The sequence below is a fragment of the Microlunatus phosphovorus NM-1 genome, from assembly GCF_000270245.1.
GTDB lineage: Bacteria > Actinomycetota > Actinomycetes > Propionibacteriales > Propionibacteriaceae > Microlunatus > Microlunatus phosphovorus.
In genome coordinates this window covers 597,728-622,398 of record NC_015635.1, presented here as the reverse complement: position 1 = coordinate 622,398, position 24,671 = coordinate 597,728, and the positions used below count along the sequence as shown (strand labels likewise).

Here is a 24,671-nt window from a genome sequence, read left to right as displayed (position 1 = left end):
TATCTACAGATCGAGCAAGACCGACAAGATCGAGCAGATCCGCCAAGTCAGTGGGCGTCGGGTGCCGGCTCCTCCTGCAGACCACGGTTGGCGGTCTCCGGGGCGTACTTCTGTGACACCAGCGCACCGAGCACCAACAGGCACAGGGTGCCGATCATGACCACCTGAACGCCGTACGACGCCAGCACCAGCGGCAGCACGAAGGTGCCGAACGCAGCCCCGATCCGGCTCATCGCCGCCGCCATCCCAACACCTGCGGCCCTCAGCGAGGTCGGAAAGAGCTCACTCGGATAGACGAACTGCAGGTTCCCGGCAATCGCCTCGATGAAGGCATAGATGCACAGGCAGGTGATGACCACGGCGGCGCTCGGGTCCGGCAGCACCACCAAGGCGAGGATCGAGATCGCCATCAGCCAGAAGGTGGAGACCAGCATCTTCCGGCGGCTGATCAGGTTGATCAAGAACATGCCCACCACGCCGCCGACGGCGAAGAAGATGTTCTGAATCAGCGTCGGTCCGAGGCCGCCTGCCAAGCCGAGCGCCACGAACAGTGCCGGCAGGAAGGTGAAGATCGCCGTCTGCGGAGTCGCCTGGGCGATCCAGAAGAAGCCGGCGAACAGGGTACGGGAGCGCCACTGCTTGCTGAACAGGATCCGGGTCGCTTCCCAGGTGCTCCGCTTGTGTCCTTGCTCGTGGCCGACCGTGGCGATCAGGTCATGGATACCGGCCTCGGGGTTGATGTACTTCTTCACGATCGCGTCGGCCTCGGCGTCGCGACCTTGTCGCACCAGCCAGCGCGGCGATTCGGGCGCACCCAAACGCAGCAGCATGACGAGGGCCGTCGGCACCGCGCTGGTGACCAGGATCCATTTCCAGGCACCCGGACCCATGTCGCGCATGAAGTATCCGACGATGACGGAGGCGAGGAAGCCGATCCGCCAGATCTCGGCCAGGCTGCCCAGCAACGGGCCGCGCAACCGCTTCGGCAGCATCTCCGACAGGTAGGTGGGGGCGACGGCGTAGTCGATACCGATAGCGATGCCCAGGATGAGTCGCATCACGAAGAGCTGCGACGGACTCTGCACGAAGAACTGGGCGAGCGCGGCCGCCAGGAACAGGATCAGGTCGGCGGTGTAGAGACGCTTCCGGCCGATCCGGTCCGCCAACGGGCCGATGAAGGCGCTGCCGATGAAGAGCCCGAAGAGGGCGGCCGAGCCCACCAGGCCGGCATAGAACGGAGTCATCCCGAAGTCCGGCGGTATCACCGCGAGTGCCACCGTCAGCACGCCCAGCGTGTAGCCGTCGATGAACTTCCCACCGCCGGTGAACAACGCCAGTCGATAGTGGAAGCCGGTCGCCGGTGCGGTGTCGATCGTGTAGCGGTCGATTGTCTCGGGCTCCTGGGACGGCATCGCAGACCCCTCCTCTCTGAATCCCCTGTGCGGGGGTCGCAGGCTCAGGGTCCTCGGTCTGCGTGCGCGCATTCTTGCGCCCTCGCGAAGAACGGGCAAGCAGCCGCGCTGGCCGACGGCTAGGCCGGAGGAAGCTAGAAGACCGTCGTCTCGAGCGTGGCGACCGCCGCATCGCCGAAGCGGGACAACGCCAAGCGGGAGAGATCCATCCCGGGATCGCCGTCCACGAACCAACTGGCCAGAGCCTCACCGACCGCGGGAGCCTGCATGAAGCCGTGGCCGGAGAATCCGGCCACGACCCAGAGTCCTGGTCGTGACTCGATCGGGCCCACGATGGCGTGGTCGTCGGGCGTCATTTCCCGCAGGCCTGCCCAGGCGTTGGTGATCTCCAGATCCTCCAGCGCCGGGAATCGGCCGGCGATCGCTTCAGCCAGCGAGGTGACGCGTGACCAGTCGACGGTCGCCGCCTCGCTGCTGGCCGTCTCCCGGTCGTTGCCGCCGATCACCGCCGTACCGCCGGTGGCCTCCGGATGGACGTAGGCACCGGTGGCCATGTCCACGGTCAACGGGTAGCCCGGGTCGATCGCCGCCAACGGTGCGGTCGCGAACGCCTGCCGCGAGTGCGGGGAGACGGGAATGTGTACGCCGCACAGCCGGCCGACCTGCCGCGCCTGCGGGCCGGCCGCAATGATCACCCGTTCCGCCTCGATCGATCCCTCGGAGGTCTCGACTGCCCGAATCGCCCCATCCGAGGTGCAGGTCAGACCGACAACCTCGGTCTGTTGGCGGATCTCCGCACCTTGAGCCCGGGCCGCGCGCAGCAGACCGGCCACCGCGTCCGCCGGTGAGGCGGAGCCATCCTCCGGGGTATAGGTCCCGCCCACCAGGTCGTCCACCTCGGTCGGCGGGAACACCTCGGCGATCTCATCGGGACGCAACTCGCGTACGTCGACACCCAGCTCGCGCTGCATGGCGGCGTTACGGCGGAAGACCTCGTACTGAGCCTCGTTGTCGATCAGGAAGAGATAGCCGTGCTGCCGGAAGTCGAGCGGCGAGCCGGTGCGCTCCTCGAAGGTCTGCCAGAAAGGGATGGATCGACGGGAGAGCTCGACATTCACCCGGGAGGAGAACTGCTGCCGAATCCCGCCGGTGGCGCGGGCCGTGGCCCCGTCACCGGGATGGTTGCGCTCTACGACGGTCACGTCGCGATAGCCCCGCAGCGTCAAGTGGTAAGCGATGGAGAGCCCGATCACCCCGCCCCCGACGATGACCACACGGCCGCCATCCAGCAGTTCCATCACCCGTCTCCTTCCCCACGCGGACGTACCCGTCCGATCCTCGCATTCCCCGAAAGCTCCTGACTTATCCAGGGAGTGGGCGGCGGCTCGTTCAACTGCGGTCCTGCCGCTCGGGTGTCCGTGCCGAGCGATCTGCCGATCTGCTTCATCATGTGCAGGACGACGGCTCGGTCGGCGACCCGGGCACCCTCCAACGCCTTGCCGAGCGCAAGCTCGAACCGGTTCACATCCGCGAGCGTACGAAGCCAGACGGCCAGGATCAGGTTGTATCGACTGGCGCAGACCGCGGCCAGTCGGACCTCCGGGACGGCCACGATGCGTGCCCGCGCCGACTCGATCGTCCGAGCCGGTGCCTCCACGAAATACCAGGCGTAGACCGGCCAGCCCGATGCCGCACGCGCCACGTCCGTACGCAGCCGCAAGATCCCGCGCGACCGCAGGACGGCGATGGCATCGCTGATTCGCTGCGGCGTGAATCCGCTGGCGGCAGCGATCGCGGCCACGGACGCCCGCCCGTCCATCCAGACCTCGCGGGCGATGGCTGCCGCGAGATCGTCAGGAATCGTTCGGGCGGCGCGGGCCCGGGGCAGCCTGGGCGGCGGAATCCGCTCTACCTCGGCTGGACTCAGCGCCCGCAGCCGCCAATGAGAGCCATCCGAAAGGAGTTCGCTGACCAGATGGGTCCGGACGGCCCCCAGTCCTTTGAGATCGGGACCGGTCACGAAGTCAGCCAGCGAACGGATATCCGGTGCGATGACGATCAGCAGGAGATCCCGTGAACCTGAGCAGACGTCGATCACGAACACGCCGGGATTCTGCTGGAGCCGGGCAGCGACTTCGCGGGTGACGTGCCGGTCGAAGTCCAACTCCACGATGGCGTACTGGGCCGGTTCCAGATAGCCCGTGGTCCACGCGATACCTTCGGCGTGCAGCCGCGCCCAGCGTCGTGCCAAGGTCGCGGAATCAGCCCCCACGATCGGAGCGAGGTCGGACCAGCTCGCCCGTGGCTCCACCTGCAACGCGTGCACCAGCCGCGCATCGAGCTCGTCGAGTTCCATCGAGTCCCCCGCCTCTTCAACCCCGGACGGCGCATATCTTGGCAGCTCTGATACAAATTCCGCAGATTTCCAGCAATGTAGCACGCCGGTAACACCCGGCAGTACAGAATCCTGCCGCCGAACCAAAGGATCCCTCCGTGACCAATTCCATCGCAGCATCGGCCCCAACGGCACCGCCGAAGACTCAGCTGCTCAAGGATCAAGCCGCCGCCGAAGTCGAGCGTCGCAAGCCCCAACTGCTCGAACTGAGCCGCGAGATTCATGCGAATCCAGAACTCTCCTGGCAGGAGTTCAAGGCGTCCGCGCGGATCGCGGACATCATGCGGGACGCCGGATTCGCCACCGAGTTGGGTGCCTACGGCATCGAGACCGCTGTCGAGGCCACCTTCGGCGAAGGCGATCTCACCGTCGCGGTCTGTGCCGAGTACGACGCGCTGCCCGGCATAGGGCACGGCTGCGGGCACAACGTGATCGCGACCGCCGGCGTGGGCGCGGCTCTTGCCCTGGCGTCGGTCGCTGACGAGGCCGGACTGCGAGTGAAGCTGCTGGGAACGCCCGCCGAGGAGCATGGCGGCGGCAAGGTGGCGATGTTGTTGGCCGGCGCCTGGGAGGACGTCGACTTCTCCTTGATGGTGCACGGCATGACCGGCGAGGACGGCAGTGCCTCGGGCTTCCATTCGACCGCCGTCGACCGGTTCGAGGTCATCTTCCACGGCCTGACCGCGCACGCGGCCGCCATGCCGGACCAGGGCATCAACGCTGCGGCGGCCGCGACGCTCGCCCTCACTGCCATCGGCCTGTTGCGCCAGCACGTGCCCAAGGAAACCAACATGAACGCGTTCGTCTCCCTCGGCGGCGAGGCGACGAACGTGATCCCGGACAAGACCGTCGTCCAGGTGGAACTGCGAGCGTACGACATCGACATCTGGCGCTCGTTGAAGAAGCGCGTGCTCGCCTGCTTCGAGGGTGCGGCGATCGCCACCGGGTGCACCTGGGAGTGGGCGCCCACCGAACATCCGTACGCCCCAGTCGCGCCCGATCCGGCCCTGGCCGACTTCTGGGATCGCAACCTGGTCGCACGCGGCCGAACGATCACCCCCCAGGCCTCCGCCGCCGGGGGGTCCACCGACATGGGCAACGTCTCGCAGGTGCTGCCGGCGATTCATCCGCTGATCGCCTTCCTGGGCGAGACGGGTCCGGCCCACAACCCCAATTTCACGATCTCCGCCGCCACACCGGCGGCGGACGATGCCGCGATCGACGGCGCCGTGCTGCTCGCGTGGACCAGTCTCGACGCGGCTCTGGATCCAGAAGTCCGCGCCGATCTGCAGCGGCGACGCGCCGAACGCCCCGCGGGGGCGACGCAAGTGACTCTCGAAGCCTGATCACGACCACCTCAGGAGCCCGAATGCCCAGCGAACCCAGCGTCGACACGTCAGCCGCAGATCCGGCCGGGAGCAAAGCCGGCACCGTCGTCATGACACTTCGCGACCGGAAACTGTGGGCGATCCTCGGTCTCACTCTGGTGATCGCGAGCATCGCCCAGGCCATCGGGCCGCTGGTGATCCCGATCGGCGTCGCCTCGGTGACGTTGCTGCCGATGATCTGGGGCCTCCTCATGTCGGGCTTCATCTCCGGCCAGCCGTGGCGCCCGCTCGCCCTCGACATGCAGGAGGCGGCGACCTCCATCATGGGCGTGGCCGTGCTGTTCCTCGGCGCCCGGCTCTCCTTCGAGATCGGCCCCAACGTCGGCTTGCTGCTCGATGCCGGCCCGGCACTGCTGCTGCAGGAGGTCGGTCACCTGCTTGGCACCCTGGTGCTGGCTCTGCCACTGGCGGTCCTCCTCAGGATGGGTCCGGCCACCGTCGGCGCCACCTTCTCGATCGACCGGGAGGGTTCGTTCGCCATGGTCAGCGAGCGGTACGGCGCGGACTCGCCGCAGTATCGGGGCGTGTTGTCGATGTATGTCTTCGGCACCATCTTCGGCGCGATCATCGTCAGCCTGATCGCCTCCCTGACCATCTCCTTGGACATCTTCGACCCGTTGGCCCTGGCGATGGGCGCCGGCGTCGGCTCGGGTTCGATGATGGCGGCCGCTGCCTCGGTGATCGTCGCCGCGTACCCGGAGATGCAGCAGCAGGTGCTGGCCCTGTCGGCTGCCTCGAACCTGATCACCAGTGTGCTGGGACTCTACGTCGGTGTCTGGGTGGCGCTGCCGCTGGCTGACCGGATGTACCGGTCGCTCTCCAAGCGCTGGAAGCAGCCGGAGGAGAAGCGCGGAGACGCGGCGGCGATGAAGTCGGCCGTCAGCAGCCTGCTGGAGATGAAGACGACCGTGCCGTTGGCCACCTCCCTCGTGGTCTTCAGCGTGACGGGCCTGGTCGTGGCGGTGATCGCCAAGAAGAGCTTCTCCTTTGACATGGTCTTGACCTTCGTCGTGCTGTCCCTGCTGGTCGCACTCAGCATCGCCCTCAGCAAGCTGACCCGACACAAGGTGCCGGCCATTGTCACCGCCATGACGCTCGGCGCCCTGGCCACCACACCGATCTCACCCTTCGCCGGCTGGCTGACCCATATCGCCGAGAGCGTGCCCTTCCTGTCGATCATCACCGGCATGCTGACCATCGCCGGGCTCGGGATCGGCAAGGACCTGCCGCTGCTGAAGGGCATCGGCTGGCGGATCATCCCCACCGGCATCGTCGCCATCGCCGCCTCGTTCATCCTGGCCACCGTGATCGCCGAGTTCGCCCTCGGAGCCTGGGGAGTCTGAGTTCAGCGGCCGTGCTGGAGAGCCGAGGCGGTGGGGATAGCTCCGGACACCACGACCCGTAGCAGGGGGCGAGGGTCGGTGGTGTCGTGGCGGGCGATGCGGTGCAGGATGATGCCCTCGCCACAGGCCATCAGAGCGAGAGCGGCCGAGAACGGGTCCGTGGCACCCAGGCGCGCCATCACAGCCATCACCGACCGCTCCATCACCGTGCGGGTCCGGGATACGGCGGCCTGGATCTCGGGGTTGTGATTGGCCTCCATGAACAGCGTCAGCCGTGCCGCGGTCACGACCCGATGCGGGCCGGTGAGCACCTCGATCCCGACGGCCAGGCTCTCGACCAGTTCCGCGGCGCTGCGGGGGGCCGTCGCGATGTCGTCGGCGCTGGCCAAGTCGTGCTCAGCGATCCAGTCGTTGACACCGCTCAGCAACTGGGCCCGAGTGCGGAAGTAGTTGGAGGTCGAACCCTTCGGTAGGCCCGCCTGCTTGTCCACCCGTGCGTGGGTCAGCGACCGCAGACCCTCGGTGCCGAGCAGTTCGACCGCAGCCTCCAGGACCTGGATCTTGGTTGGCGTCACGCTAGGAAACTATAGATGGACTAGCCACTACGAACTTAGTTGCAACACACTACAGACATAGTAGAATCGTGCGTATGGTCAGCGCGATTGCCTTGGTCGCCGGAGTGTCGGCGGTCATTGCCGGCTCCCTCCTGTTGAGGACCTGGATCCGTCACGGCGGAGCCTCCGGCACCACACACTTCAAACGTGTCCAGATCCTGGGCCATGCGTCTGTGGGGATCCTCGGCGTGATTCTGCTGATCGTTCATCTCGCAGCCATCCAGGATCCGCGTTGGGGCTGGACCACAGTGGTGGTGCTCTTCACGGCCAGCGCACTCGGGGCGACGATGTACCTGCCCTGGTGGCGACGGGGCCGCAAGGGGCTGTACGGGGACAACGACCCGGCCGGCTTCTATCCCGCCGAAGATCACTTCCCGATGCGCACGGTGCTGATCCACGGCGGCTTCGCCGATCTGACCTGGATCCTGCTGATCATCGCCCTCCTCGTGACGTGAAGCCGGCGAAAAGAGGGAGTCAGGTTCGGCACACGGAATCGCTTCGAGCCGCCTTGATGAGGAACCCGGCGACGACAAGGAGCCAGACGCACCACAAGACGTAGCCAGCGAAGTTGGTCAGGCTGGCGCCGGACACGACCGGGATTATCACCCCGGTGGCGATCAAGGTGGCGGCCACTCCGCCGAGCACCACGAGCCAGCGAGGCAGCAACCGCCGGTCGAAGGCGATGACCACCAGCACGGTGAACGCTGCGGTCAGGGCGTAGCCGACGGTCTCACCGATGGCCGTGTCGAGCAGTCGGTGCCAGAACAGGAAGGCCGATTCGGACGCCGCTTGGCTGCCCGGGTCGAGGGCTTGCTCGCTGATCCCTGGCACGATGGTGATCCAGCGCTGCAGGCCCGCCACTTGGACGACAGCCGCGGCGATGCCGAGCCCGGTGATCCAGCGGCCGAGGATCCCACCCCGCAACCGTCCGAGCCAGCTCCCGGCCGGCGCCATCAGAGCGGCACTGAGCGTGAGGACCGCGAACCAGCCCATCACGGCGGCCTGACGATCGCGGAACCGGTTCAAGATCACCTCGACCGGCTCGTGCAGGATCTGCGGATAGCTGAAGATCGATCCGAGGGCGGTGAAGCCGGCGATGGCAAGGACGGCGGCCGTCGCCAAGGCCGCTGCGGCCAGACGTGCGAGGCGCCGACGACTGCGGTTCGTGAGCTGCTGGTCCGTCGTCTCCGTTGTGATGATCATGGTCGATTCCTTTCTCGTTGCGCAGTGATGGATGGGCGATCTCCTGGCGGAGTCGGTTGCGGCTGACTGGCCGCGGCGGATCGGAACCAGGCCAGGGTTGTCGCGAGTGCCTCGCTCTGCGGGGTGGCCAGGTCGCCGAACGCCGTACGGAACTTGTCATCGTCGACGAGCCACGGCTGGCTGAACTGGTACAGGGTGTGCCGATATTCACGCAGTGCCGGTTGCACGGTCCCGATCAGCCGGAGACGCCACTCGCCGACCGACCTGATCCTCGGGCGGTGGCCGGCCAGCCGGTACACCTCGGCGACGACCTCACGGGTCGTCCGGGTTTGCCCGATGGGAAGGTGCCAGACCTTGCCCACAGCGTCGGGTGCGGTTCCGAGCGCGAGCAGGGCCCGGGCCACGTCCGGGGTGTAGGAGTAGCTGTGCAATCGGTCCGGGTTGCCCATGAGCCAGCAGGCACGTCCAACCGACGCGGCCTCGAAGACGCCGGCACCCAGCGCGGACTGTGTCGTACCGGGACCGAAGTAGTCCGACGCCCGCCCAATGGCAACCTGGATCCGGCCGTTTCGATGGGCGGACAGCAGTTCCTCGGTCATCGCCACCCGTACCGCGGCCTTCGTGGAACTGGGCGACACTCGGGTCGTCTCCCGCAGAACGCCGTCGGCGGGTGGTGCGTAGCCGTACAGGTTGTCGAGTACGACGAGCCGGGCTCCGCTGGCCTGTGCGCCGGCGACCACTCCACGCTGCAACGGCGGGAACTCCTCGGCCCAGTGCTCGTACCGGGTGGCGTTGAGGCAGAAGTAGACGACATCAGCGCCTCGGGTCACCTTCGTCGTGAATTCCGGGTCGGTGGCGTCGCCGGCGACGGCGGTGGCCCCGGGGACCGGACTGTGGCCGCTGCGGTTGACGCCGATCGCATCGTGGCCGACGCGAACGAGCTGATCGAGCAGGTGCCGTCCGACCTGGCCGGTTCCGAAGACCACCTGCCGCGACATCAGCGGACCCGCGCGATCTGCTCACGCCGCCACAGCGCCACCGGGAGGAGAGCGGTCAGGATCGTCACGGTCACCGCACCTGCAGAGCCGAACACGGTCCAGCGCAGACCGACCTCGACCCCGATCGACGTCGTCACCGCCCAGCCGAGTCCCCAGGCGAGACCGACCAGCACCGGCCAACCGAGCGCGAGACGACCGATCATCCGGGCGACCAGTCCGGCCTGGGCCGCGCCGACAAACACACCGCTGAGCAAGCCCAGGACGATCAAGCTCGACAGGTCAGTGCTGAACCCGGTCGCTACCCCGGCGACTGGAAGACCGACACCGAAGGCCATCGCGGTGACGGCTGACCAGGTCAGCAGCCGCCGACGGCCTAGTCCGAGCCCCAGGCCCTGGGCCAGCCCCAGCACCGCGCCGGCGATCGGGCCGCCACCGAGTGCGGTGAGTGGACCGTTCACGGGCCCGACCAGCGTCATCGCGGCGAGCCCGCCCAACGGGAAACCGACGAAGGAGATCAGCCAGCGGCCGAGGGCCCGGGGAAGGGAGCGGCGGTGTGGTGGTGCTGGTGCGTGGGTCATCGGCGGGGTGACAGGCATGACAGGGTCCTCTCGGGTCGGGTGGTTGATCACGATCGGCCGGCGATCCAACTCGCGAGCAGGTCGTCGGGGAACATGAGCAGGTGTTCGCGGACCAGGACGTCGAAGAGGTCCTGCTGCCCGCCGATTCGGGCCGCGGCAAGGGCGACCAGCTGCCGGTCCCGGGTCGTCCGGGCCAGCGGTCGAGCCGTCGAGAGCATCATGGAATCTCTGCTCAGCAACGCGGCCGCGACGATCACCGAAGGATCGCTCGAGGTCGACGCCGCTCGCGCAACCGCGTTCGGAACGTCCGGACGGCCGCTCAGCAGCAGCCGGAGCAGATCATCGGAGAGTTCGGGCCCGGTCGCCGGGGTGCTCATGACCGAGTTGGATTGTCGCGCTCCGCGCTCCGCGGTCATGAGTTCCGCGAGATCCCGCTCGCTCGTCGCGATTCCGTGCGACGGCTCTGTCTCATCTGCTCGCGTTGCGCGCGGGCAGGTCGCACAGAATCACTCCTGCACTCCCGAGAGGCTCTACTCATGACCTGAAGGCTGTCCGACTGCGCTGACGGATCGCTGACGCGTCCTGACAGCGCCGTGGCCGCGGCTTTACGCTCAGTAGGTGCTCACGGTCGGGGTGCTTGGGCCACTCGAGGTGCAGCGAGACGGCCAACGGGTGCCGGTGCCGACGGGTAAACCCGCCGAGCTGCTCGCCCGACTCGCCGTCGACGTCGGCCGCAGTGTCAGGGTCGAGGTCCTGCTGGACGACCTGTGGAGCGAGCCGACCGCCCGGAACACCTTGCAGTCCAAGGTGTCCATGCTGCGTCGGGCTCTCGGACGCGACCTCATACGGGCCTCGGATGACGGCTATCTGCTCGACCTCCCGCCCGACGCGGTTGACGCCACTGTGGCGACCAGACTCGCCCAACAAAGCACGGCGGCCAGGCACTCCGGAGAGCTCGCACGATGCCTCGACCAAGCCGGCGAAGGCCTCCGTTGGTTCCGAGGGGAGCCACTGGTCGATGCCGGCTTGTGGGCGGCTCCATACCGCAGCCGGTTGAAGGAGGTGCGGTTGCAGCTCATGGAGGACCTCGTTGCCGCTCGGGTCGGACTCGGCGCCGGCTCCGAGCTGGTGGGCGAGCTGCAGGACCTGACCCGCTCGTACCCGTTGCGGGAGGGGTTCTGGGCGGCGTTGATCATTGCGCTCTACCGGGCCGGTCGACAGGCAGAGGCCTTGACGGCGTACCAGCAGGTGCGCCGGCTGCTGATCGACGAGCTCGGTGTGGAACCGGGTCCAGAGCTCCAGTCCATCCACAAGGATCTGCTGCAGCAACGGGTGAGTCGCGCGGCGGACACCGACGTACGCCGGGGCCGACCGGGAAATCTGACGCTCCCCGTCGGCCTCACGGTCGGACGGGGCGAGGACATCACAGCCGTGCTCGAGGCGATGCACTCCAGCCGGCTGGTCAGCGTGCTCGGTGCGGCCGGTGTCGGGAAGACCCGGCTCGCGATGTTGGTGACCGATCAGGTGCGCCATGCCGCCGGCGGCGTGTGGTTCGTCCGGCTCGACGGTGCCGACGGCACGGTGCCGCTGTGGCAGCTGGTGGCCGAGACGTTGCACGTACGGGTCGAGCGAGGGGCCCTGAGAGATCGACTCAACGGCGCAGACACCGTGCTGGTGATCGACAACTGCGAGCACCTGGTCGCGCCGGCTGCGGCTCTGGTCGAGTCCCTGCTCGCCGAAGCGCCAGGGCTGCGTGTGCTGGCGACCAGTCAGGTGCCGCTCGGTCTCGCGACGGAGGTACGGCATCAGCTCGCGCCGCTCAGCCACGACGATTCCGTTGCCCTGTTCACGGCCCGGGCCGGCCAGACCCGCCGACAGTTCGCCATCGATGCCCAGGTCGAGGGGGCGGTCGACCTGGTGTGCCGTCGACTGGACGGGCTCCCACTGGCCATCGAACTGGCGGCGGCCCGGGTCCGCTCGCTGTCGGTGCACGAGATCGCCCGCCGACTCGACGACCGGTTCGCCCTGCTCACGGACCCGACCAGCGCCCGGTCCGACCGGCACCGCACCCTGGCCGGCGCGATCGGCTGGAGCTACGACCTGTTGTTCCCCGACGACCAGCGGGCTCTCTGGGCGCTGGCGTGCTTCGCCGGCGGCGCCTCGCTGGACGGCATCCTCGCGGTCCTTGCCGCGCTCGATGTCCCGGCTATCGCTGCGGTCGACAGCATCGCCCGGCTGGTGGACCGCTCCTTGCTCACCATCGATGAGCTGCCGGGCGGCAACGTCCGCTACCGACTGCTGGACAGCATCCGCGTGTTCACGCTCGATCGGCTGGCGGAGTCGAGGCTCGCGCACCAGGCAGCAGCTGGCTGGGCCGAGTGGTACGCCACCCTCGGCCGATGGTGTGAAGAACACGTACGCACGCGGGGTCAGCTGGAGGTCCTGACCGTCGTGCGCGTCGAACGCCCCAACATCGACGCCGTCCTCGGCTGGTGCGCCGAGCACCGACCGGAGCTCGGGCTGCAGATTGCCGACGACTTCGGCTGGGCCTGGGTGGTACTGGGTGAGGGAACCGCAGCCGCCGCACGGATCCGTGCCACGCAGCACGAGGACGCAGCCGATGAGGACCGGTTCCGTGGCCACCTGCTCGCCGCCTGGTTGGAAGCGTCGGCGGGGAACGTCGCCATCGCGGCCGACGACCTCACACAGGCCAGGACGCTCCTCGAGCCGGATCCCGACGAACGCCTGCAGGCCCAGCTCGCGCAGCACGAGGCCTTCGTCGCCATCCAGCAGGGAGATGCGGAGCACACGGTCGCGGCAGCGTCATCGGCGGCCGCGGTCGCTCGTCGGCACGGGTCGGATTGGGACCTCGCCTGCAGCCTGCTGCTCGGCGCGTACGGCTCGATCATGCGCGGCGACCTCGACAAGGCGCGGACGGACTGCGAAGAGGCGATGATGTTGCTGGCCCCGATTGGCGATCCCTGGGGACTCGTACACGGACAGGCGATCCGTGCCGCCATCGCACAGGCCGAGCACCGCTTCGACGATGCGGCACGGGCCCTCCTGGATGCGGCGGACACGGCACGGACCAGTGGTTTCGCCGGCCAAGCGGCGCTCCATCGCGCCAACCTCGCCCGTGTCCAGCACCGTGCGGGCCTCGATGAAGCGCCGACCACGTACAAGCAGGCGATCGACGAGGCGGTGGCTGTCGGCGACGGCCGGCTCGCGGCTTCAACCCGGTTGCAACTGGCTCGATGGCACCGCAGCCGAGGCGCCGACGGCGTCGCTCTCGAACTCCTGGAGCAGAACCAACGCTGGTACCTGGCCGCCGGCGGCGGTGACTACGCCCTGCTCAACGAGGCACTCGCGGCTGCCATCCGGTCCGACATCGGGGAGTTGCGCGCAGTTCTTGCCCGCGGCCGAGCGCAAGGCAACGCCGAGGTCGTCGTGCACTGCCTCGACGCCCTCGCCCGGCTCGCAGCAACCTCCGGCGATCCCGCCGAAGCGAGTGTCTTGCTCACCGAGGCCGACGCCGTCGCCGCCCGGGTCGCGTACCTGCTCGACCCCGTCGACAGGACCGACGCAGTCCAGGCGTGGCTCAAGCTCGGAACGACCGGCTGACGCCTCGGCCATTGTGCTGTGGTTCGTGGTGGAGCGGATGACGGGAATCGAACCCGCATTCTCAGCTTGGGAAGCTGATGTTCTGCCATTGAACTACATCCGCATGCGCCCCCAACATGGGCGAGCCCGGGGACGCGCGGAGCAGTCTAGCCGATCCCGGCGGGCGCAAGTCCCACCCGCGCTTCAGCCGCTGGCGAGCCGATCGAGCAGCCACCCCGGCCCGACCACCGTCGCACCCAGGTGCTGCACCCGGGCGGCAAGTCCCCGGTCTGCCGTCACGACGACCACCGTCCCACCGGTCAGAGCCAGTCTGACCTCGTCGACGATCGTGTCGTCGCCCTCACCCGGAGCGTGTACGACCTCGAGCGAGCCTGTCACGCCCTCCGGCACACCGGCTCGGGCACGGCCCTCGAGAACCAAGATGACACGGGATGCTCCCTGGGGCTCCTCGTCGAGGTACTGCTGCAGCTGCCCGTGCAGACGGGCCGCGGCGCCTGGACGGTCACGCCACCAGCCGTCCGGTCGAGAACCGACCACATTCGCCCCATCGACCACCAGCACCTGCGCGTTCACGCGATCCGCCTGCTCACCACACCAGTCGACCACAGGCGGCGGCAGGTCGACGCTCAGTAGTGAACGAGTGAGGTGTGGCGAGACCGTGTCGCGGATCATCGACATCGAAGAACTCCGCACGTGCCGCACGGATGGGACGCCGGCCTGTTCTACGACGAGTCCACGTCGACCCTGCGGCGATCTGTTCACCGCGGTCGGCCCCAGCCCTGCCCTGACCGAACACGAGGTCGCCCACTGGCCGTCCACCGAGCGGGACATTGGGGCCGTGAGTCATACGATCACTGACATGTCCTCCTTCTCTCTTGGCCAGGTGGTCGTCGACTGCGCTGACGCCGAAAGGCTCGCCACGTTCTGGTCCCAGCTCCTCGATCTGCCGGTGGCCGAGGGGGCCAACCAGTTCTGGGCGATGGTCCCCGCGCCGGCCGACAAGAGCCTGCCGGCGTTGATGTTCCTCGCCGTGGAGAAACCGACACCGGGGAAGAACCGGTGGCACCTCGACCTGTTCGCCGCCGACCCGGAGGCGACAATCGAGCGAGCCCTCCGCCTGGGCGCCACCAGACAGGGCGACTTCAACGAGTACGACACCGTCTGGACCACCCTCGCCGACCCTGACGGCAACGTGTTCGACATCGCCGCCCCACACTGAGCCTCGACCCCATCAAGTCGTCCACAACACATCCATCGGCACCGCGGCAATTCGGTCGCCGAACGCGCCGGCCGTCGTGCCGGTATGCAGAATCACCCCGGCGACGAACCGCTTACCGAGCCTGTCTCGGAGATAGGCGAGGCCCTTGGCGTCTTTGGCCTTGGGCGCGGCCGTGGACTTCACCTCGATACCTGCAACGCGCCCATCGGGAGTCTCCAGTACGAGATCGACTTCTCCGGCGGATTGCTCGCGGAAATGCCCTATCCGTGCAGTCTCCTCGCTCCAGGTGAGCTGGCGGCGGATCTCGCCGGCCACGAAACCCTCCAGCAGGCCGCCTGCAACGTGGGGATTGCCATCGGGAGAAGCTCCCTGGGCAGAGACGTTGATCAGACGAGCAGCAAGACCAGAGTCGAGCAGGGACACCTTGGGTCGAGACACGACGCGCTTCGCGAGGTTGGTCGCCCACGCCGGGACGTGCTGAGTGAGATAGAGGGTTTGCAGGAGTTCCAGGTACGGCGTGAGCGTCCGCGCCGGAATCTCGGTCTCGCGTGCCACGTCGGCAACGATGAGTTCGCCGCTGTTGCGGGCGGCGAGCACGCGCAGGATTAGCGGCAGCTCAGCGATGCGCTGAAGATTCGAGACATCGTCGGCTTCCCGGCGCACGATTCCATTGACATAGTTGTCGAGCCACAGATCGCGCCGCCTGCCAGGAGTACGCGTCAGCGCTTCCGGGTATCCCCCCGCGACAGCACGTTCGAGGTAGTCCCGACGATGCAGATCACTCCGGTGGTCGGCGAATCGCTCGCCAGTCAGGAGTCGGTCGACAAATCGCTCGGCATGTCCGGCAATCTCACCCTGGCTGAACCCGTGGAGCTCGATGCTTTCCGTTCGTCCGGCAAGGCTGTCTTCGATGGCAGGAAGTTTCAGGAGGTTGGCCGAACCGGTGACCAGGAACCGGCCGGGCCGCGTGTCTCGGTCCACGACATACTTGAGCGCCAAGATCAGCTCGGGGACACGTTGAACCTCGTCGATGGCCAGCAGCCGATCAGGGGCGGCGCTGAGGAAGCCAATCGGATCTTCGCTCGCTGCGCGGGCCGTCAATCGATCGTCGAAAGACTCCAGGCGGCCGCCCTTTGCCCCGACGATCTCCCGGACAAGGGTCGTCTTGCCGACCTGCCTTGCTCCTTGGACCACAACGATGCGAGTGTCCCCAAGAGCCTCTAGGACGCGAGGTTTGACATGGCGAGCGACCGGAGACATGTCGTCAATCTACTCTGGCCTCGCCGATCCACAGCACATTGCTCGCCGATTCGCCGATATTGTCTCGCCGATTTGCAGCACTCCGTTCGCCGATTTGCAGCAGGCTTCTGTTCCGTGTGGTCCCCCGACCCAGGGGACCACGGAAACAACTGCGCAGCCCCCGCCCGAGGATCACCCGGAATCTTCCCCCAGGTTTGCCCTGACCCACAGAGGACGCCGCGGGACGAAGTCAACTTCAGCGTACGGTGGAGCACATGTCTGACAGCGTTCCCGAGCCCACCGGCGTCGGTCCTCTCGCCGGCGGCAACCTGCGGGCCTCCGATGCCGACCGGGACCAGGTCACCGCAGTGCTCAGCACGGCGTACGCGGAGGGCCGGATCACCCGCGAGGAGCACGACGAGCGGCTGGACCAGGTGATGCGGGCGAAGACCTTCGACGACCTGGTGCCGATCACCAGCGATCTGGTCCCCCTCTCAGCCGTACCGGTCCAACCGCTCGCCACCAACCCCGTGCCCGCTCCCGTCGAGGTATCGACCACCCAGTTCCAGATCGACACCTCACGCGACTCCGGGTCCGATCAGCTGATCGCCATCTTCGGGGGCGCGAGCCGCAAGGGTCGGTGGCGGATGCCCAAGCAGTCGACGGCGATCGCGCTGTTCGGCGGCATCGACCTCGATCTGACCGAGGCCACCTTCGAGTCCACCGAGATCGAGATCACCGGCTTCTGGTGCTTCGGCGGCATGGACATCAAGGCGCCGGCCGGCATCGAGGTACGCGACCGCACCGCAGGTATCTTCGGCGGCACCGACATCAAGGGCCTGGGCGATCCGGTCCCCGGAGCGCCGGTGATCACGATCAAAGGGGTCTCCCTCTTCGGCGGGGTGTCAGTGGCTGGACCCATACCCTCGAAACGCAAGCGCAACCGCAGGAGACACGAGCTTCACTGACCATGGACGAACTCTTCGCCCCACCTGCCTACGAATGGCGCCGGCTCGCCCCCGGCTTCCTCTGGCTCCGCCGACTCACCGACGCCATCGGCTGGCTGGTCTTGTTCACCATCCCGGCTGTCCTACTGCTGATCTTCTTCCGGGAGCTGTGGTGGCTGTCGGCCTTGCTCTGGCTCGCCGCGGTGGTGATCATCGCGCTGCGCTACCACTTCCTGCGCCGATCCTGCAGATCGTGGGGATACGTCGAGCGCGAGGACGACCTCTACATCACCCACGGCGTCTGGTTCCGATCCCTGACCGCGGTGCCGTACGGACGGATGCAGTTGGTCGAGGTCGAGTCGGGACCCTTGGAACGGCTCTTCAAGCTCGCCTCGGTCACCCTGAAAACCGCGAGCCCCGGCACCGATGCACGGATCCCCGGCCTCGACCCGGTCGAGGCCGCCCGGCTCCGTGACCAGCTCACCGAGCTCGGCGAGGCACACGCATCCGGCCTATGAGCGAGACCACACCACCGACCCAGGCCCAGGCAACCGGCCGCCCGGTCAAGCAGACCGAACGCCCCCATCCACTGACTCCGCTGATCCGCGGCTGGGTGGTGCTGCTGGCGATCGTGATCGGCTTCGGTCGCGAGTTCATCCCCGACGGCTCCGGCAACGAACCCGAGTTCACCCATTGGGGGCTGCGCTGGATCCTGCTCGGGGTCGCCGGCATCATCGTCATCGCCGCCGTGGCGGGCTTCCTGTCCTGGTATTTCACCCGCTATGTCATCGATGACGAGGAATTGCGGATCGAGACCGGCGCGGTGTTCAAGAACTCCAAACGTGTCCCGTTCGAGCGGATCCAGTCGGTCGACATCATCCAACAGCTCGCAGCGCGGATCTTTGGCCTGGCAGAGTTGCGGATCGAGGTCGGCAGCGGCGACTCGACCATCAAGCTGCGCTATCTGACCCGGGCCCAGGCATCGGCGCTGCGCGACTACCTGCTCAGCCGAGCGCATGGCGATCGGGTCCGGCTCGCCGACCAGGGCACCGGCCCGGCCAACGCTTTCACCGATCTCGGCGTCGCCGATCAACCCCTGGTCACCGTCCCACCGCAGCGGCTGATCATCGGGTTCCTGCTGTCCAGTGAGTTCCTGTTCACCGCCGGCCTGCTGGTGGTCGTGTTCGCTGTCACCACAGCCTTCGGGGTGGTCGCTTTCGCCCTCGCCGGACTCATCCCGCTGGCCATCGGGGTGGTGTCCATGATCGGCAATCGGGTCATCCAGATGTTCAACTTCACCTTGGCCCAGTCGGCCAGGGGTGTACGTGTCACCCGCGGACTGACAAACCTGACCAGCCAGTCGGTGCCGGTCAACCGCATCCAGGGCGTCCGGGTCCTGCAGCCGATCCTGTGGCGGCGCCTCGGCTGGTACCGGATCGACGTCAACGTGCTGGGCTACGGCGGCGGCGAGGGCAACGACAACGACCGCACGGCCACCAGCGTGCTGCTTCCCGTCGCCGCCGCCCACGAGGTCGACCTCGCGTTGAGCCGGATCCTGCCGGGGCTCGATCTGTCCCAGGTGCAGCTGCACTCCTCGCCGAGACAGGCGCGCTGGCTGCGACCGTACGACTTCTGGACGCTCCGATATGGCGCCGACGACCGAGTGGTGATCACCGAGCACGGCTGGCTCACCCACGTCCGCAACGTGGTGCCGCATGCCAAGACCCAGTCCGTCCGACTCAGTCAGGGACCGCTGCAGCGTCGCCTCGGACTGGCCGACGTCCACCTGGACATCACCCACGGCCCGGTCACCCCGATCGCCCACCAGCTCGGCGCCGACGCTGCCCGCGAACTGACCATGTCCCAGCTCGACCGAGCCCGCCGTGCCCGGGCAGCCGATCGCGTACGGGTGCCGGTCGACCTGGCCGGTCAGTCCGTGTTGGAGCGGTTCGGGCTGACGGAGCGGGACCGGATCGGCGAAGGCGGCGAGTCCGAGGTCTATGCACTCGGCCGAGATCGGGTGCTGCGGGTCTATCGCGCCGGCCACGAGGGACCGGCCACGCTCATTCCTCAGCTGAAATCCCTGTACGCGAGCTGGGCGCACACGTCGATCGGCCTGCAGGTCCCGCAGATCCTGGACAGCGGGCAGATTGCCGGGCGCTGGTTCACCGTCGACCGCCGGATGTCCGGTGGGTCGCTGTCTGCGTGGCTGCCGACGGCCGAACCCGACGTACGACGCCAGGCGCTGCTCGACTATCTGGAGGCCACCAGCCGCATCCAGCATCTTCCCTCCCCCGTGCCCGGGCATGCCCGGTTGCTCGGGGACGATGCGCCGCAGCTGTTTCCGAATCTGGCGGACCTGCTCACCGCCCAGCTGTTCCGGATCCTGCCCAACAGCCAGCAGAGGCTGGAGGCCGACCTACCGCAGATCAGCCGGATCTGGGACCGGCTGCAGGAGTGGCTGGGCGCGCGCAAGGGTGAGCCGCGGCTCGTGCACGGCGACGTCTGCCCGCCGAACACCTATCTCACCGTGCTGCCCGACGGTCGCCCCTCGGTCACCGGCATCGGCGATTTCAGCCCGCACACTCTGAGCGCTGACCCCATGATGGACATCGCCGGCGCGATCATGTTCTGTGAGCTGGAGACGTACGACCAGGCAGCTGCCGACTGCGCCTGGCTGGCCGGTCAAGCCCGTGAGCGGTACGGCCCGCAGCTGGACGAGGCACTGGAGATGTATCGGATCTACTACGGTTTCTACTTCTCCAATGCCCATCGCTTCGACCGCCGCCTATATGACTGGTGCCTGCAGCAGCTGACCGCCTGACAACCGCCAAAGGGATCTGGATAGGCTGCGGCCCATGACCGACACCCCACCCGTAGCAGCACCCGGCCGTTCCGTGCTCGGTATCGACATCGGCGGCAGCGGCATCAAGGGAGCTCCGGTCGATCTGGCCACCGGATTGTTCGCCGCCGAACGGCTCCGCATCGACACACCAGCCAAGTCGACTCCGGCCAATGTGGCCAAGGTCGTCGCAGAGATCGTCGACCACTTCAAGGCCGAAGTGGGCGACGGACCGATCGGCATCACCATCCCGGCGGTGGTCACCCACGGGCAGACCCGCTCGGCCGCCAACATCGACCATTCCTGGATCGACGCGGAGGCGGAGCAGATCTTCGAGGATGTCCTGCAGCGCGACATCTATCTGATGAACGATGCCGACGCCGCTGGTATCGCCGAGGTGCACTACGGCGCTGCGAAGGGACATCCCGGCCTGGTGATCGTCACCACCTTGGGCACCGGCATCGGCAGCGCCATGATCCATCGCGGGGTGCTGATCCCGAACTCCGAGCTCGGTCACCTCGAGATCGATGGCTTGGACGCCGAGACCAACGCGGCCTCCAGCGCCAAGGAGCGGAATGACTGGTCCTACTCCGAGTGGGCGCCCAAGCTGCAGCGCTACTACGAGCGGCTCGAGGCGCTGTTCTGGCCGGACCTGATCGTGGTCGGCGGCGGCGTCAGCAAGAAGGCGCACAAATTCTTGCCCAAGCTGAAGCTCAAGAGCCAGATCATCCCCGCCCAACTGCTGAACACGGCCGGGATCGTCGGTGCCGCCTGGCTGGCCGCCGATCGGCTGGTACACCCCGACCCAATGGGCTGACTCTGTAGTCGTCGCTCGCTGTTCGCGACGCGCTCAAGTCTCTACCTTCCCTCGTCGACCGCAGACGAAGAGCGTGTCTGCACTCTCCTCGGTCCAGGCAGAGCCGCGCTCTGCTCTCGGCCGCTCGCGACGGGGCTCGCTCGCTGACGCTCGCTCGGGGGTTCCACGGCCGCTCACGACGGGAGGTCTACATGCGCTCCAGCGGCTCGATGCCGAGCATGTCGAGCCCGCTGGCCAGCACCTTCTTGGTCAGCGTGCACAGCGCGAGCCTGGACGCCCGGACCTCGCCATCCGATTTGAGCACCGGGCACTGCTCGTAGAACACCGACAAGGCCCCGGCCAGCTCATAGAGATAGCCACAGAGCCGGTGCGGCTGCAGCGTGTCGGCGACGTCGGCGACCACCTCGCCGAACCGGGTCAGCAGCAGCGCCAGCGTCTGCTCTGCCGGCTCGTCCAGGACGGCGATCTTCTCCTCCACGACCAGCCCCTCGGCCTCCGCGCGCCGGAGCACCTGGGCCAGCCGGGCATGCGCGTACTGCAGGTAGGGCCCGGTGTTGCCGGTGGTCTGCACCATCCGGTCGACGTCGAAGACATAGTCCTTGTTCAACCCGTTGGACAGGTCGGCGTACTTGATCGCCGCCAGCGCGATCGGCGGAGCCACCTGCTCCTCCGCCAGATCGAGGAGATCGGCGAGCAGCATCGCCTTGCCCTCCCGGGTCTTGTACGGCTTGCCGTCCGGGCCGAGCACCATGCCGTAGCCGACGTGCTGGGCGATCACGTCGTCGGGCAGCCAGCCGGCCAGACGGCAGACGGCGAACACCTGGGCGAAGTGGTCGCTCTGGCGCGCATCGGTGACATAGATGATCCGGTTGGCGTGCAGGTCGCGGACCCGGTGCCGTACGGCGGCCAGGTCGGTGATCGAGTAGCCGTAGCCGCCGTCCGACTTGCGGACGATCATCGGTGCGTTGAAGCCCTCGACGAACACGACCAACGCGCCCTGGTCGATCACTCCGGTGCCATCGGTCTCGAGCTCGGCGGCGACCGAGGCCAGATCGTCGTTGTAGGTCGACTCGCCCGCCAGATGGTCGTCGGTCAGCTTGACGTTCAACCGGTCGTACGTGGCGTTGAAGCCGGCCAGCGAGATGTCGATCAGCTGACGCCAGATGCTCCGGGTCTGCTCGTCCCCGGACTGCAGCGCGACCACCCGGCGCCGGGCCCGCTCGGCGAACGCGGGATCCTCCCGGAAGCGGAGCGAACCCCGCTTGTAGAGGGCTTCGGCCTCGACCAGCGCAAGAGTCGACGCATCGACACCCTCCTCGAGCACTTCCTCGACCAACATGCCGAACTGGGTCCCCCAGTCCCCGATGTGGTTCTGCGGGATCACCTGGTGCCCGACGGCGGTCAGCACCCGATTGAAGCAGTCGCCGATGATCGTGGTCCGCAGGTGTCCGACGTGCATCTGCTTGGCCACGTTCGGCGCCGAATAGTCGATGACCACGATCTGCGGATGGTCGGTGGTCTGAACTCCGACGCCGGGCTCGGCCAGCTGATCGGTGATAGCCCGCGCCAGCACATCCGAACGGAGCCGGAAGTTGATGAATCCGGGCCCGGCGATCTCCAACGGCTCGCACAGGTCGGCGACATCGAGCTCGTCAACGATGCGCTGCGCGACGACTCGCGGCGGCTGCCCCTGCGATTTCGCCAGCCGGAGTGCCACGTTGCTCTGGAAATGCCCGAACTGGGGCTTGGTGGCGGGGCGCAGCTCGGGATCGATTCCGGCGATCGCTTGCACCCGGGAACTCAACTCGTACGGCAGGGAAGACACAAAGATCAAGTATCCCTGATCACGCGGTCGCGTACCCGGCCCGCCCACACTCGCCCGCCGCCGCCCCGGATCCACCCTCGCGAACCCCAATCCCCACTTCGCACCAGCTGCTGCTACTTCGCACCAAGCAGGCCCCATGCGGAGTTGCCGCAGTTGGTGCGAAGTCGGAACTGGCGGCCACACGAAGTGGTGCGCAGTGGACAAAGAGTGGGTGGGCAAGGTGCCTGGTGAGAAGGCCGCCCGTGCGAAGTGGGGACAGGGACACCGAGTCACCGGGTGCTCCTAGGATTTCGACCGTGCCACAACCGGTTCAGCCACTCCTGCATCAGCTCGTGACGCTCTGTGCCGCACCGAGTCAGGTGCTATTCGCTGCGGATGGCTCGATGATGATCGAGGTCGATGGTCGTGGCACGGCCCACGGGCTGATGCACGCCGACGTACGCGTGCTGAGCGGTTGGCAGCTGGCGATCAGTGGGCGACGACCAGCGCATCTGGCCACCGCTCTCACGGGTGAGGGACAGGCACAGTTCAGCTATCTCGCTCCTGAGCTGCCGGGCAGCACCATCGACCGGTTCCTCCGAGTCGATGTCACCCGGGAGCTCTCGCCAGGACTGCTGGCCGAGACCCTGCTCCTCACCTCCGAGATCGGCGAGCCGGTGGACGTGGAGGTACGCATCGAGCTGACCAGCGATCTCACCCCGATGGAGCTGATCAGGATCGGGCGCCATCGTGAGGCGCTCGCGTTCGAAGAAGCGAAGAGCGGGACCGTCACGTTCGGCGATGGGACGGTGACGGCACGGATACGGGCACCGAACGCGGATATCAGTCGGCTTCCGGATCCGACCCGGTTGACGCTGAGCTGGCAGGTGACGGTGCCGGCCGGTGAACTGATCGAGCTCGGCTGGCTGGTGAGCGTGACAGACTCCGGTGCCGCCGTCGGCCCGGCGCGTGGCTCCGGACTGGCGGTCGAGGCGATCGTCGGCGAGTTCAGCGGGAGCGGCGGGGCAGGCGAATCCGACGCCCGGCTCGAGCCGTGGCTACGCCAGTCGCTGCACGATCTCAACGGACTGCGGATGTCCACCGCGCAAGCGCCCGACGACGCGTTCTTCGCCGCCGGGTCACCGTGGTACTTCACGCTCTTCGGCCGCGACAGCCTGTGGACCTCCCGCTTCCTGCTCCCTGTTGATGTCGCTCAAGCCGGCGGCACGCTGCGCGCCTTGGGGCGCCTGGCCGGCACGACGAGCGAGGTCGCGACCGCCCAGGATCCCGGAAAGATCATGCACGAGCTGCGCCGGGGCACGTTCACCTTCAACGAGATCTCGCTGCCGCCGCTCTACTACGGCACCATCGACGCCACCCCGCTGTGGATCTGCCTGCTGCACGACGCGTGGCAGGCCGGGCTGCCCGAGTCAGAGGTCATCGAACTGCTACCCGTGCTCGAGGGTGCGCTGCATTGGCTGGTGAACCATGGCGACGCCGATAGTGACGGGTTTCTCGAATACATCGACGCCACCGGACATGGCCTGGCCAACCAGGGCTGGAAGGACTCCGGCGACTCCATCCGATTCGCCGACGGACAGATCGCCGAAGGGCCGGTCGCGCTCTGCGAGGTCCAGGGGTACGCGTACGAGGCTGCTGTCGGCGGCGCAGCGCTGCTCGACGCCTTCGACCGGCCGGGTGCGGCGGTCTATCGCGATTGGGCGGCGACGCTGGCCGAGAGGTTCCGTGCGGCCTTCTGGTGTGGAATCGGCGACGAGCGTTACCCGGCCTTGGCGCTGGATGGGGCGAAGCGCCAGGTGGACTCGGTGACCAGCAACGTCGGTCACCTGCTCGGCACCGGGTTGCTCGACGCCGAGGAGGAAGACCTGGTGGCCCGCCGGGTGACTGCCCCGGACCTGGACTCCGGACTCGGCCTGCGCACCATGTCCAGCAGCGCGGGCGGATACAACCCGCTCAGCTATCACTGTGGCACCGTCTGGCCGCACGACACCGCGATCGTGATCGACGGCCTGCTGCGCACCGGTCGGGCCGATCTCGCCGACGGACTGGCCGAGGGAATGCTCCGGGCGGCACTGGCCTTCGACTGGCGGCTGCCCGAGCTCTGGTCCGGTGAGGGCCGACCGGTTCCCTATCCGGCGGCCTGCCGGCCACAAGCCTGGTCGGCGGCCAGCGCTGTCGTCGTCGCCCGCTGGGCACAGGCCCACACCCACCAGCAGTAGGACGTGAGCGG

21 protein-coding genes and 1 tRNA gene are annotated in these 24,671 nt (G+C 67.6%); 10 read left to right on the top strand and 12 right to left on the bottom strand.

Features of this window, described 5'->3' with window-relative positions; translation table 11 throughout:
* Positions 1-47 precede the first annotated feature (47 nt).
* The 3 genes from MLP_RS02690 to MLP_RS02680 form a co-directional block, all read right to left on the bottom strand.
* Positions 48-1,412 carry an MFS transporter gene (locus MLP_RS02690; RefSeq protein WP_013861464.1) on the bottom strand — a complete coding sequence of 455 codons (1,365 nt, stop codon included), beginning with the start codon at positions 1,410-1,412 and terminating at the stop codon, positions 48-50.
* Between the two features lie 134 nt (positions 1,413-1,546).
* Positions 1,547-2,710, bottom strand: a complete 1,164-nt coding sequence (locus MLP_RS02685) for an NAD(P)/FAD-dependent oxidoreductase (RefSeq protein WP_013861463.1) — start codon at positions 2,708-2,710, stop codon at positions 1,547-1,549.
* Positions 2,710-3,768 carry an Lrp/AsnC family transcriptional regulator gene (locus tag MLP_RS02680; protein WP_013861462.1) on the bottom strand — a complete coding sequence of 353 codons (1,059 nt, stop codon included), beginning with the start codon at positions 3,766-3,768 and terminating at the stop codon, positions 2,710-2,712. The genes MLP_RS02685 and MLP_RS02680 overlap by 1 nt, the downstream gene beginning before the upstream one ends.
* 137 nt (positions 3,769-3,905) lie before the next feature.
* Between MLP_RS02680 and MLP_RS02675 the strand changes: the two genes are divergently transcribed.
* Both MLP_RS02675 and MLP_RS02670 read left to right on the top strand, forming a co-directional pair.
* On the top strand, positions 3,906-5,153 hold the full coding sequence (locus tag MLP_RS02675) for an amidohydrolase (protein ID WP_013861461.1): 1,248 nt from the start codon (positions 3,906-3,908) through the stop codon (positions 5,151-5,153).
* A gap of 23 nt (positions 5,154-5,176) precedes the next feature.
* The gene (locus MLP_RS02670) at positions 5,177-6,538 is read left to right on the top strand and encodes a DUF3100 domain-containing protein (protein WP_013861460.1); all 1,362 of its coding nucleotides are present in this window, start codon (positions 5,177-5,179) and stop codon (positions 6,536-6,538) included.
* Positions 6,539-6,540: 2 nt separating this feature from the next.
* On the opposite strand, the gene MLP_RS02665 is transcribed toward MLP_RS02670, so the two are convergent.
* A complete protein-coding gene (locus MLP_RS02665) occupies positions 6,541-7,113 on the bottom strand; it encodes a TetR/AcrR family transcriptional regulator (protein ID WP_013861459.1) in 573 nt (190 codons plus the stop codon).
* Between the two features lie 74 nt (positions 7,114-7,187).
* Here MLP_RS02665 and MLP_RS02660 point away from each other — a divergent pair, with 74 nt between their 5' ends.
* The gene (locus MLP_RS02660) at positions 7,188-7,607 is read left to right on the top strand and encodes a hypothetical protein (protein ID WP_013861458.1); all 420 of its coding nucleotides are present in this window, start codon (positions 7,188-7,190) and stop codon (positions 7,605-7,607) included.
* A 19-nt stretch (positions 7,608-7,626) separates the two neighbouring features.
* On the opposite strand, the gene MLP_RS02655 is transcribed toward MLP_RS02660, so the two are convergent.
* From MLP_RS02655 to MLP_RS02640, 4 genes are read right to left on the bottom strand one after another with little or no spacing between them, the layout of a single operon-like run.
* Positions 7,627-8,355 (bottom strand): DUF4386 family protein, encoded by a 729-nt coding sequence (locus tag MLP_RS02655; protein ID WP_013861457.1) that lies wholly within the window; start codon positions 8,353-8,355, stop codon positions 7,627-7,629.
* Positions 8,352-9,353: an NAD-dependent epimerase/dehydratase family protein gene (locus MLP_RS02650; RefSeq protein ID WP_013861456.1), complete on the bottom strand. Its 1,002-nt coding sequence runs from the start codon at positions 9,351-9,353 to the stop codon at positions 8,352-8,354. The genes MLP_RS02655 and MLP_RS02650 overlap by 4 nt, the downstream gene beginning before the upstream one ends.
* Complete coding sequence (locus tag MLP_RS02645; protein ID WP_156820999.1) at positions 9,353-9,949, bottom strand: hypothetical protein; 597 nt, start codon at positions 9,947-9,949, stop codon at positions 9,353-9,355. Before MLP_RS02645 ends, MLP_RS02650 begins: the two co-directional genes overlap by 1 nt.
* A gap of 29 nt (positions 9,950-9,978) precedes the next feature.
* The gene (locus MLP_RS02640; RefSeq protein WP_013861454.1) at positions 9,979-10,308 is read right to left on the bottom strand and encodes a hypothetical protein; all 330 of its coding nucleotides are present in this window, start codon (positions 10,306-10,308) and stop codon (positions 9,979-9,981) included.
* A gap of 241 nt (positions 10,309-10,549) precedes the next feature.
* Here MLP_RS02640 and MLP_RS02635 point away from each other — a divergent pair, with 241 nt between their 5' ends.
* The gene (locus MLP_RS02635) at positions 10,550-13,552 is read left to right on the top strand and encodes a BTAD domain-containing putative transcriptional regulator (protein WP_013861453.1); all 3,003 of its coding nucleotides are present in this window, start codon (positions 10,550-10,552) and stop codon (positions 13,550-13,552) included.
* A 29-nt stretch (positions 13,553-13,581) separates the two neighbouring features.
* Here MLP_RS02635 and MLP_RS02630 read toward each other — a convergent pair.
* Both MLP_RS02630 and MLP_RS02625 read right to left on the bottom strand, forming a co-directional pair.
* Positions 13,582-13,655: transfer RNA gene (locus tag MLP_RS02630), tRNA-Gly, on the bottom strand.
* Between the two features lie 80 nt (positions 13,656-13,735).
* On the bottom strand, positions 13,736-14,230 hold the full coding sequence (locus tag MLP_RS02625) for a hypothetical protein (RefSeq protein WP_231851410.1): 495 nt from the start codon (positions 14,228-14,230) through the stop codon (positions 13,736-13,738).
* Between the two features lie 181 nt (positions 14,231-14,411).
* On the opposite strand from MLP_RS02625, the gene MLP_RS02620 reads away from it, so the two are divergent.
* Positions 14,412-14,771: a VOC family protein gene (locus MLP_RS02620; RefSeq protein ID WP_013861451.1), complete on the top strand. Its 360-nt coding sequence runs from the start codon at positions 14,412-14,414 to the stop codon at positions 14,769-14,771.
* Between the two features lie 12 nt (positions 14,772-14,783).
* Here the strand turns inward: MLP_RS02620 and MLP_RS02615 are convergent, their stop codons facing one another.
* Positions 14,784-16,031 carry an ATP-binding protein gene (locus tag MLP_RS02615; protein ID WP_013861450.1) on the bottom strand — a complete coding sequence of 416 codons (1,248 nt, stop codon included), beginning with the start codon at positions 16,029-16,031 and terminating at the stop codon, positions 14,784-14,786.
* Between the two features lie 254 nt (positions 16,032-16,285).
* Between MLP_RS02615 and MLP_RS02610 the strand changes: the two genes are divergently transcribed.
* The 4 genes from MLP_RS02610 to ppgK are packed head-to-tail and all read left to right on the top strand — an operon-like array spanning position 16,286 to position 20,616.
* Positions 16,286-16,978 (top strand): DUF1707 SHOCT-like domain-containing protein, encoded by a 693-nt coding sequence (locus MLP_RS02610; protein ID WP_041789637.1) that lies wholly within the window; start codon positions 16,286-16,288, stop codon positions 16,976-16,978.
* 2 nt (positions 16,979-16,980) lie between these two features.
* Positions 16,981-17,475, top strand: coding sequence for a PH domain-containing protein (locus tag MLP_RS02605; RefSeq protein WP_013861448.1), 495 nt, complete (start codon positions 16,981-16,983; stop codon positions 17,473-17,475).
* A complete protein-coding gene (locus tag MLP_RS25955; protein WP_013861447.1) occupies positions 17,472-19,781 on the top strand; it encodes a PH domain-containing protein in 2,310 nt (769 codons plus the stop codon). The genes MLP_RS02605 and MLP_RS25955 overlap by 4 nt, the downstream gene beginning before the upstream one ends.
* A gap of 34 nt (positions 19,782-19,815) precedes the next feature.
* Positions 19,816-20,616, top strand: coding sequence for a polyphosphate--glucose phosphotransferase (ppgK, locus tag MLP_RS02595; RefSeq protein WP_013861446.1), 801 nt, complete (start codon positions 19,816-19,818; stop codon positions 20,614-20,616).
* Between the two features lie 187 nt (positions 20,617-20,803).
* Here the strand turns inward: ppgK and argS are convergent, their stop codons facing one another.
* On the bottom strand, positions 20,804-22,441 hold the full coding sequence (argS, locus tag MLP_RS02590; RefSeq protein ID WP_013861445.1) for an arginine--tRNA ligase: 1,638 nt from the start codon (positions 22,439-22,441) through the stop codon (positions 20,804-20,806).
* 296 nt (positions 22,442-22,737) lie between these two features.
* On the opposite strand from argS, the gene MLP_RS02585 reads away from it, so the two are divergent.
* Entirely contained in the window at positions 22,738-24,660 is a 1,923-nt protein-coding gene (locus MLP_RS02585) for an amylo-alpha-1,6-glucosidase (protein ID WP_013861443.1), read from the top strand.
* The last annotated feature ends 11 nt before the right edge of the window (positions 24,661-24,671 follow it).

Excerpts from the sequence above, each read along its gene's own strand:
- MLP_RS02690 (WP_013861464.1), bottom strand. The coding sequence starts at position 1,412 with ATGCCGTCCCAGGAGCCCGAGACAATCGACCGCTACACGATCGACACC.
- MLP_RS25955 (WP_013861447.1), top strand. The coding sequence starts at position 17,472 with ATGAGCGAGACCACACCACCGACCCAGGCCCAGGCAACCGGCCGCCCG.
- MLP_RS02620 (WP_013861451.1), top strand. The coding sequence starts at position 14,412 with ATGTCCTCCTTCTCTCTTGGCCAGGTGGTCGTCGACTGCGCTGACGCC.
- MLP_RS02670 (WP_013861460.1), top strand. The coding sequence starts at position 5,177 with ATGCCCAGCGAACCCAGCGTCGACACGTCAGCCGCAGATCCGGCCGGG.
- MLP_RS02655 (WP_013861457.1), bottom strand. The coding sequence starts at position 8,355 with ATGATCATCACAACGGAGACGACGGACCAGCAGCTCACGAACCGCAGT.
- MLP_RS02685 (WP_013861463.1), bottom strand. The coding sequence starts at position 2,710 with ATGGAACTGCTGGATGGCGGCCGTGTGGTCATCGTCGGGGGCGGGGTG.
- MLP_RS02645 (WP_156820999.1), bottom strand. The coding sequence starts at position 9,949 with ATGCCTGTCACCCCGCCGATGACCCACGCACCAGCACCACCACACCGC.
- MLP_RS02610 (WP_041789637.1), top strand. The coding sequence starts at position 16,286 with ATGTCTGACAGCGTTCCCGAGCCCACCGGCGTCGGTCCTCTCGCCGGC.
- ppgK (WP_013861446.1), top strand. The coding sequence starts at position 19,816 with ATGACCGACACCCCACCCGTAGCAGCACCCGGCCGTTCCGTGCTCGGT.
- MLP_RS02650 (WP_013861456.1), bottom strand. The coding sequence starts at position 9,353 with ATGTCGCGGCAGGTGGTCTTCGGAACCGGCCAGGTCGGACGGCACCTG.
- MLP_RS02615 (WP_013861450.1), bottom strand. The coding sequence starts at position 16,031 with ATGTCTCCGGTCGCTCGCCATGTCAAACCTCGCGTCCTAGAGGCTCTT.
- MLP_RS02640 (WP_013861454.1), bottom strand. The coding sequence starts at position 10,308 with ATGAGCACCCCGGCGACCGGGCCCGAACTCTCCGATGATCTGCTCCGG.
- MLP_RS02660 (WP_013861458.1), top strand. The coding sequence starts at position 7,188 with ATGGTCAGCGCGATTGCCTTGGTCGCCGGAGTGTCGGCGGTCATTGCC.
- MLP_RS02625 (WP_231851410.1), bottom strand. The coding sequence starts at position 14,230 with ATGTCGATGATCCGCGACACGGTCTCGCCACACCTCACTCGTTCACTA.
- MLP_RS02605 (WP_013861448.1), top strand. The coding sequence starts at position 16,981 with ATGGACGAACTCTTCGCCCCACCTGCCTACGAATGGCGCCGGCTCGCC.
- MLP_RS02680 (WP_013861462.1), bottom strand. The coding sequence starts at position 3,768 with ATGGAACTCGACGAGCTCGATGCGCGGCTGGTGCACGCGTTGCAGGTG.